Raw genomic sequence first — 7,611 nt, 5'->3', positions numbered from 1 at the left:
AAACGGTATTATTACGACTCACACGATCAGCTGAAGGCCCATCTCCATCGCTTTGTGATGGCTTATAACTTCGCCAAAAGACTAAAAGCTCTCAAAGGCCTAACACCCTATGAATACATCTGCAAAATCTGGAAAAATGAGCCAGATCGTTTTATCTTTGACCCATTCCAGCACACCGTGGGACTAAACACCTAGGGCCTGCTCCCATTTCACATTGGTAACCACAGAAAGGCACAAGCCATAGCCACGAGGCTTTCGTAGTTTTTTGAGTTTACCAAAGCGCGAGGCCACCGCCCGGAACTGTCTCAACCGTGCGAAAACATTTTTTACCAGGTATCGGAATCAGTACAGCCCTCAGTCCAGATCTACATTACTTGTTTTGGAGTTCCGCTTCCCTGGAATGACTGCCTTGGCACCTTGCTGTTTGATTGAATCACGTATGGCCTGACTGTCATAGCCTATGTCTGCAACAATGGATTGAGCCGCGCCCACACTGGTGAGCCTTGATATCGTCACCATTGATGAAAACCCACTCCATGTCCAGCTCAACCACCAGAGCCTGAAATACCTTGAGCCATTTTCCGCTGGCAGATCAGGCGGTGAATCGTTTATAAACCTTGCTCCAGCTAGCTCCCGAAGGCCTTGGATAAATCTCTCCAGGAACATCCGGTACGCATGCGGTACAATATGCCTTCGACAGTCATACGCAAATCTTGCTTGTTGTAGAGGTTATTGTGAAGCAAAATGGGCAGCAGATTCGACCAGAGCTCAGCATTGAGCAGTAATCGGGACATTGCAAGCGCGTATTGCTGGTGAGAGCTACGAAGATACGAGCTTGCTTCTTTAAATCAATATTGAGATTAAACAGGAATAGACCCTAGCAATACTCAACTCAACAAGACCATTGTGAAAATGACAGCATCTAAACCATCTTAATTTACGTTAAAGGCAGCAGGTACGGCGTTGGCGCCACTGCAATTATCGGCCCTACACCATCGGATTTCGCTCAATCGCACGCAAGGCTGCTCTTTATCTCTGAGCGTCTTTCGACTGAAGCGCCAAAACACGGCCAAGTTCTTTGATTTTTTTAGCCGCCTGAACCAGAATGCAGTCATTTCTCGATCGATTATTGCCATGTTTAACAACCTAACCAGCTTTCAGTACATTCAGAGCTCGTGTAAACCGTGTAATAGATGGTTTATTCTTCTACACTCTCGCTTTGCTGTTATCACTGGCTGGGCTGCCTGATTTTTTCAGGGCGCAAGGGATAATCAACCTGCATTTTCCTGAACTCATACCGCTCGACAATTATGCTCGACCAGCTGGACCGGTTGTTAACCGTCTGGATGATTGGTACCAGTCGCTTCTAAAAAAACTAATAGACCGAGATTCAGAAGTAGCCGTTACAGAAGATCAGCTTTCAAAAGATAGTATCGAGAACATTCACGTGTTTACTACTGAGCCTGAATGTGACTTCGTTTTCCAGGTACTGGACAAGGCTTACCTGGAATGGATGAACAGTACTTCCGCTAACGACCGCTTGCGATTGCTGGTGTTCCCACCATGTGATCATTCCAACCGAGTAACAAGCTGGGCTGAAGGTAATCGCCTGGATGTGCTTGCTGCCCCAGATCGTTCTGAATTGCTATCCGGAGATTTGGTAAAAGTTACGATACCTGCGGGCTCTGGTCCGCTGGTCATCCCAAAGCTTGAAGACTGGTTTATTCGTCACCATCGCGGCTTAAGATATATTCGCACCCTGTTGGCTGCTTTGCAGGATACTTCACGGCACTGCCTCGTATCTTGTAACAGTTGGTGCTGGGTATATTTGAAAAAAGCCGTTAACGCCGATTTGGTATTGCCCGTGCCAGATTCGCTGGCACCCATGAATGCTGAGATTCTTGGCAAGTGGCTGCTCGAATTGATGTCCGAAGAGCTCCAGCAACCTGCTACTTTCTGTGATCATAACAATGGCAAAGAAATACTACGCTGTGAAGAAGATGGCACAATTTCCGATAAATTCATGCAACAGCTTGCTAATGATAGTGGGGGCATACCCTGGATAGCCTGGCAACTTTGGTGTCGAAGCTTGCGGACAGAAGCAGAACGTGATGATCAATCAGATAATACCGAGGAACCGGAAAAGCAGCAGGCCTCCGGCGACAAAGGAATAGTTTTCTGGACAATCAGAAATCAGCCACCAAGGTTGCCTCGCGGGCATGAACACGCGGCCTGTTTGTTATCGCAAGCCTTGCTGATTCATGGCTCGTTGCCCGAACAGATGCTCTCAGCGGTATTGCCCCCCGCCACAGGAGAATCCAGCCTGATTGTCGCCCTGATTCGCTCCGGCTTCGTTGAATGTCATGGCGATGAAATACGTTGTCTGGCAACAGCAGACCCGGTTATCTGGACATCGCTGGCCAACTCTGGCATGACGATGGCGCGCTTTTGACCAATTTCAAGAATTCAGCGAGCTAAATATGCCTGATTCAAGCATGAAAAATGTTAAAGCATCCCAGTTAGTCAATGATATTGGTGATATCAGCTTACCCAAATTCTGGTCATCGTTGTTTCTGTGTGGTTGTTGACTTTTCTCTCCCACAAGCTACTTTCTATCCTGGCAAAACACGGGCCCAGTAGGTTAAGGCTGTACTTTCTTGCCGCCATACCCTTTACTCGCTTGTGCTTGCTCGCTGCCGCAGTGTCAATGATAATTCCTATCATCTTCAATATCACATTGCAGAATTTTCTGGTTATTGCAGGTGCCATCAGTATTGCAATAGGTTTTGCGTTTAAAGACCTGACCAGCAGTTTGATTGCGGGTGTGGTTACTATATTAGAGCGTACCTATCGTCCCGGTGACTGGGTGAAAATTGAGGATGATTACGGCGAGGTTCAACAGGTTGGTTTATGAGCCATCACGCTGCGCACACCTGACGATAACATCGTTATTACCATCGCGCACGATAGAATCTGGAATAACAACATCAACAATTCCAACGATGGGCAACAAACCTTGATGTATGTAGCTGATTTTTATCTTGATGCCGACCATAATGCAGCCGCCATACGCACTGTGCTACATGATATTGCATTGACCAGTGCCTTCCTGGACTATACGAAACCTGTATTGGTCATACTTGCAGAGGTACCGTGGGGCTCGCACTACAAGCTCAAAGCCTATCCCTTCGATATGCGTGACCAGTTCGAGTTCATCAGTGATATGACTGTGCGTGGCAAGCTTGGCATTCGAGAAGCAGGTGCCAGGGAAGTCCAGGCACCTGTAATGATTCAGACACCTGAACAACGGTAGTTCGAAAAATCTGGCCATACTACTGCCGCTCGATAATTGGTTTTCAACTATTTACAAGGCGATCTGCTAAATTAAACACGACACTCAAATTTGGCAATGTATCTTTACTTTCTAGTGTATTTTAGATGTCAAAATACTCAAAACCTTTACGGTTATACCAATTATTTGCTTTCTCAATTTCTGCCTGCTCTTCATCGGTAATACCTTCAACTGCGCCTATTTATTCCAAGCTCTATTGATTTTTTCAGAATTTTTTGAAGATCATGACTAAATTTACATTTAACTTTTTTAATTGACACGCTTTTAAATAGCAAATACGACTTTAACGACAACTCTACCGAGCGACAAACCAAGTAGTATTTTACAGGTGAAAACGGCTTGTCTATTTTAAAACTCTTACAAGCATTCAGAAAGTCTTCGGCATATACGATAAACCCTATCTGCTTCATTGTAATACGCGCTGGTTTTGCTGAAATTATGATATTCGCCATCGTTTTCCTTGATCCCTGACGCGGGTTATTACTGGTGTTTAGCTTAAATCCACTTTCTTCAATATTTTTCATCGCAAAGCACGCACTTTCCGGATGAATCATGATTACTATATGCCACATAGATCCATCAGACGAGCTTTGTTGACGTTCATTGCTAATCAGGAGAAATTATGAGGCTTTTTCGGTTCTGATCAGATTTTGTATGGATAATAAATATATAGCTTCTTTCGGCCCTGTCGGCATTTTTGATTCTGGAATAGGAGGGTTGTCAGTTGCCCGAAAAATTAGAGAGTTACTGCCAAGTGAAGACATGGTATACGTTGCAGATTCGCTGCATGCTCCCTACGGAGAGAAATCAGACAATTACATATTCCAACGAATGGGCGCAGTCACAGAATTTCTACTGGCCCGCAAAGCCAAGGCTGTTGTCGTAGCATGTAATACGGCAACGACAGCAGCTATTTCCAGGCTCAGAGCCTGTTACCCAATTCCAATTGTCGGCGTCGAGCCGGGGATCAAGCCTGCCGCACTTTCCACACACACGGGGGTAATTGGCGTATTGGCAACTCCCAGAACACTTCAAACAAATTCATTCACAGCGCTGGCAGAACGTTTTGCAAGAAACGTGAGAATCGAAATTCAGCCTTGTCCTGATCTGGTAACCAAAATAGAGGCACTCAATTTTAACAGCGATCAGACCATTGCCTTACTGAAGCAGTATATCTCTCCACTGCTTGATAAAGGAGCCGACACCATCGTGCTCGGGTGTACACATTACAATCATTTGTCTGAATTGATCTCCAAGGTAGCCGGGGAAAATATTTCAATCATCAAAACTGACGCAGCTGTAGCGAAAGAAGTCGCTCGCAGGCTTTCTTCTGGGGGATTGCTTGCCGGCGGAGATCATGCAGGAAGCGAGGAATTTTGGACCAGCGGGCCTCTTGCCGCTTACCATCAACAGATTGAGCTGCTGTGGGGAAAAAGCGGTAAATGTTATCGCTGGCTTTGATGTTAGCGCATCGTTTCGGATCTCGTAGATAATCCCATACCTATCTAGAAATAAGGTGCAAGTGAATCTATACTGACCCGGTGCCTGTAAACAGGGAGCATATATGATGATCAGACGAACACTTATCCCACTGGATGGTTCTGAACTGGCAGAACAGGTTATCCCTCATCTGCTGCGTTTCATTACGCCGGATCAGACCGAGCTACTGCTGATGACAGCATTGTCATCCACTTCCCGCTCTCTGGATGAAGTTGAAGATACGCCCGGCTTGCCAACATCAAAGCAGACTGTTGTATCGAAAGAGGACAAGGCACGCAAACAGTTATACGACATTACACAAAAACTCAATCAGATTGGCTTCAGCGTAATGGATCGACTTTTGTCGGGAATGCCGGCCGAGAGCATACTACGCTTGGCAGAGGAAACCTTTGTCGATCTGATTGCCATGTCAACACATGGAAGAACCGGACTGGGACGGGCATTGTTGGGTAGCGTGGCGGACGAAGTCGTGTGCAGCGCACGCCCACCCGTGTTTTTGGCACCTGCTGCCATAGCGGTAAAATCCAGTTCTGTACCTCGTACTATTCTCCTACCTCTTGATGGCACGCCTCTGGCAGAAGCAGCCATTCCCATCGCCCGTCAATTTGCACAGAATACGGGAGCAACCATCTCTCTGATCCGTGTTGTCAGGCCAAATCATCCTGGATACGAGCAACCAGATGAGCAAGTATCTGCCGGGGAACAATCTGTCGCTCACCAGGCGATCAGTTATCTGGAGCGAATACAGCTGCAGTTACAACTGGCGAATGTATTTTCTCATTACCAGGTTGCATCGGGTGATCCGATTGAAGCCATTATCCGTACCATGCACATGGAAGACTCTGATCTGGTCGTGATGAGTACACACGGGCGTTCAGGTGTTGAACGCATAATCCATGGCAGTGTTACACGCCAAATTATTGGAAATACAACCTGTCCGCTGCTATTGGTACGTGGCGTAGTGCCCGTTGAGGTTTATGAGTCGAGCGATGACAGAGTATCAGCAGCCTCCTTTTGCTGATCAAGCTGTGCCAACAACACCAGGGCTCTGCCTGATCAGAAAAGCGCACGAATCGCTTCTTCGATTCGCTCTACAGTAACAATTTCAATTCCTTTGATAACTTGTTTAGACTGATTTGCCTTGGGAATAACAGCCTGAGTAAATCCCAGTTTGGCTGCTTCTTTAATTCGCTCCTGCCCGCGTTGTACCGGCCGTACTTCCCCCGCTAGACCAACTTCTCCAAACACAACAGTTTTCTCCGGCAAGATCCGGTTTTTCAGAGATGAAACAATCGCCAGCATCACGGCCAGATCAGCGCCTGGTTCAGTAATTTTGACTCCACCCACCGCATTGATAAAAATATCCTGATCAAAACAAGGAATACCGGCATGGCGATGCAGCACTGCCAGCAACATTGCCAGACGATTCTGTTCCAGCCCGACACTCAATCGACGCGGGGTTGATCCATGCGCCTCATCCACCAGAGCCTGAATCTCCACCAGCAAAGGGCGCGTTCCCTCCTGTGTCACCATCACACAAATACCCGGCACACGCACACCATGATGCGAAAGAAACAAGGCAGAAGGATTATTCACTTCCCGCAATCCCTTCTCGGTCATGGCAAAGACACCCAGTTCGTTCACTGCCCCAAAACGATTCTTGAAAGCTCGAATTAAACGAAAAGCGGAGTGTGTATCTCCTTCAAAATAAAGTACTGTATCAACCATATGCTCCAGAACACGCGGCCCAGCCAGCGCCCCCTCTTTGGTCACATGTCCTACCAGCACAACACAAGTACCACTGGTTTTGGCGAATCGCGTCAAGCGAGCGGCACATTCCCGTACTTGGGCAACCGAACCTGGGGCCGATTGCAACGACTCGGAATAAATCGTCTGAATCGAATCAATGATTGCGACTTGAGGGCGATGCTCAACCAACGTTGACTGAATGGCTTCCAGTCGAATTTCGGTCAACAAATCAACTTTGGTGGCATCCAGAGTCAGACGCTTTGCCCGTAGCGCGACCTGTTGCATGGACTCTTCACCACTGACGTATAGCACTCGGTGATGCGCAGACATCCGGGATAGCGCCTGCAACAGTAGTGTCGACTTACCTATGCCGGGATCACCTCCTAATAAAACAACCCCACCCTGTACCAGGCCTCCACCTAACACCCGGTCAAACTCGGACAGCCCGGTCAGAAAACGAGGCATATCCTCCGCCTCGACCTCACTCAGACTCAGCACATGTCCTTGCGCGGAATCCGGAATGAAATGCGGAAGATTTTTCTCCCGCACAGTTTCAGTCAACGAATTCCATTCACGACAATGCGGACACTGGCCCTGCCATTTCAATACCTGACCACCACAGGCACTGCAAATATAAAGAGTCTTGAGTTTCGTCATGAATAAACTACGTGATTGGGATTTCCTGATGCAGAACAATATTCCAGCTTTACACCCGACTCGGATATTTCATCAGGAACGCAGCATATGTATGTAATATCAGGTACTCGGCAGCATCCCTATTAAAAAGCCGAAAAACTGATAAAATAGCTGCCTCAAAAGATACAGAGTTCCGGAGAGGTACCGAAGTGGCCATAACGGCGCTGACTCGAAATCAGATGGTCAGGATTTCCTGGCACGTGGGTTCGAATCCCACCCTCTCCGCCAAAGATATAGCAATTAATGCCCACCGTCAACAAACAAACCCGCACAAATACTTAATCTAGCAGCATATCTAGTCATTCATTGGCAAC

At 47.2% G+C, this 7,611-nt stretch carries 7 protein-coding genes, 1 tRNA gene and 2 pseudogenes; 7 read left to right on the top strand and 3 right to left on the bottom strand.

Going from position 1 to position 7,611, the window contains the following annotated elements; all coding sequences use genetic code 11:
• Window positions 1–195 (top strand): annotated as a pseudogene (locus tag C8R14_RS13855) (IS481 family transposase); the annotation flags it as partial.
• A gap of 14 nt (window positions 196–209) precedes the next feature.
• Here the strand turns inward: C8R14_RS13855 and C8R14_RS12520 are convergent.
• Window positions 210–794: pseudogene (locus tag C8R14_RS12520) on the bottom strand (transposase).
• A 425-nt stretch (window positions 795–1,219) separates the two neighbouring features.
• Between C8R14_RS12520 and C8R14_RS12515 the strand changes: the two are divergent.
• The 3 genes from C8R14_RS12515 (at window position 1,220) to C8R14_RS14325 (ending at window position 3,313) form a co-directional block, all read left to right on the top strand.
• On the top strand, window positions 1,220–2,452 hold the full coding sequence (locus C8R14_RS12515; protein WP_011634790.1) for a hypothetical protein: 1,233 nt from the start codon (window positions 1,220–1,222) through the stop codon (window positions 2,450–2,452).
• Between the two features lie 255 nt (window positions 2,453–2,707).
• Window positions 2,708–2,914, top strand: a complete 207-nt coding sequence (locus tag C8R14_RS14460) for a mechanosensitive ion channel domain-containing protein (protein ID WP_049753117.1) — start codon at window positions 2,708–2,710, stop codon at window positions 2,912–2,914.
• Between the two features lie 105 nt (window positions 2,915–3,019).
• Window positions 3,020–3,313 (top strand): hypothetical protein, encoded by a 294-nt coding sequence (locus tag C8R14_RS14325; RefSeq protein WP_049753118.1) that lies wholly within the window; start codon window positions 3,020–3,022, stop codon window positions 3,311–3,313.
• A gap of 206 nt (window positions 3,314–3,519) precedes the next feature.
• Here the strand turns inward: C8R14_RS14325 and C8R14_RS12505 are convergent, their stop codons facing one another.
• Window positions 3,520–3,876, bottom strand: a complete 357-nt coding sequence (locus tag C8R14_RS12505; RefSeq protein ID WP_143000403.1) for a hypothetical protein — start codon at window positions 3,874–3,876, stop codon at window positions 3,520–3,522.
• Window positions 3,877–4,006: 130 nt separating this feature from the next.
• Here C8R14_RS12505 and murI point away from each other — a divergent pair, with 130 nt between their 5' ends.
• Window positions 4,007–4,813: a glutamate racemase gene (gene murI / locus C8R14_RS12500; RefSeq protein WP_011634792.1), complete on the top strand. Its 807-nt coding sequence runs from the start codon at window positions 4,007–4,009 to the stop codon at window positions 4,811–4,813.
• A 103-nt stretch (window positions 4,814–4,916) separates the two neighbouring features.
• On the top strand, window positions 4,917–5,873 hold the full coding sequence (locus C8R14_RS12495) for a universal stress protein (RefSeq protein ID WP_011634793.1): 957 nt from the start codon (window positions 4,917–4,919) through the stop codon (window positions 5,871–5,873).
• A 35-nt stretch (window positions 5,874–5,908) separates the two neighbouring features.
• On the opposite strand, the gene radA is transcribed toward C8R14_RS12495, so the two are convergent.
• Complete coding sequence (gene radA, locus C8R14_RS12490; protein WP_011634794.1) at window positions 5,909–7,258, bottom strand: DNA repair protein RadA; 1,350 nt, start codon at window positions 7,256–7,258, stop codon at window positions 5,909–5,911.
• Between the two features lie 174 nt (window positions 7,259–7,432).
• Between radA and C8R14_RS12485 the strand changes: the two genes are divergently transcribed.
• Window positions 7,433–7,525 (top strand) — tRNA-Ser (locus tag C8R14_RS12485).
• Window positions 7,526–7,611 lie beyond the last annotated feature (86 nt).

The sequence above is a fragment of the Nitrosomonas eutropha genome (assembly GCF_003201195.1).
In the GTDB taxonomy this organism is placed as follows: domain Bacteria; phylum Pseudomonadota; class Gammaproteobacteria; order Burkholderiales; family Nitrosomonadaceae; genus Nitrosomonas; species Nitrosomonas eutropha.
This window is presented reverse-complemented; position numbering and strand designations above follow the sequence as displayed.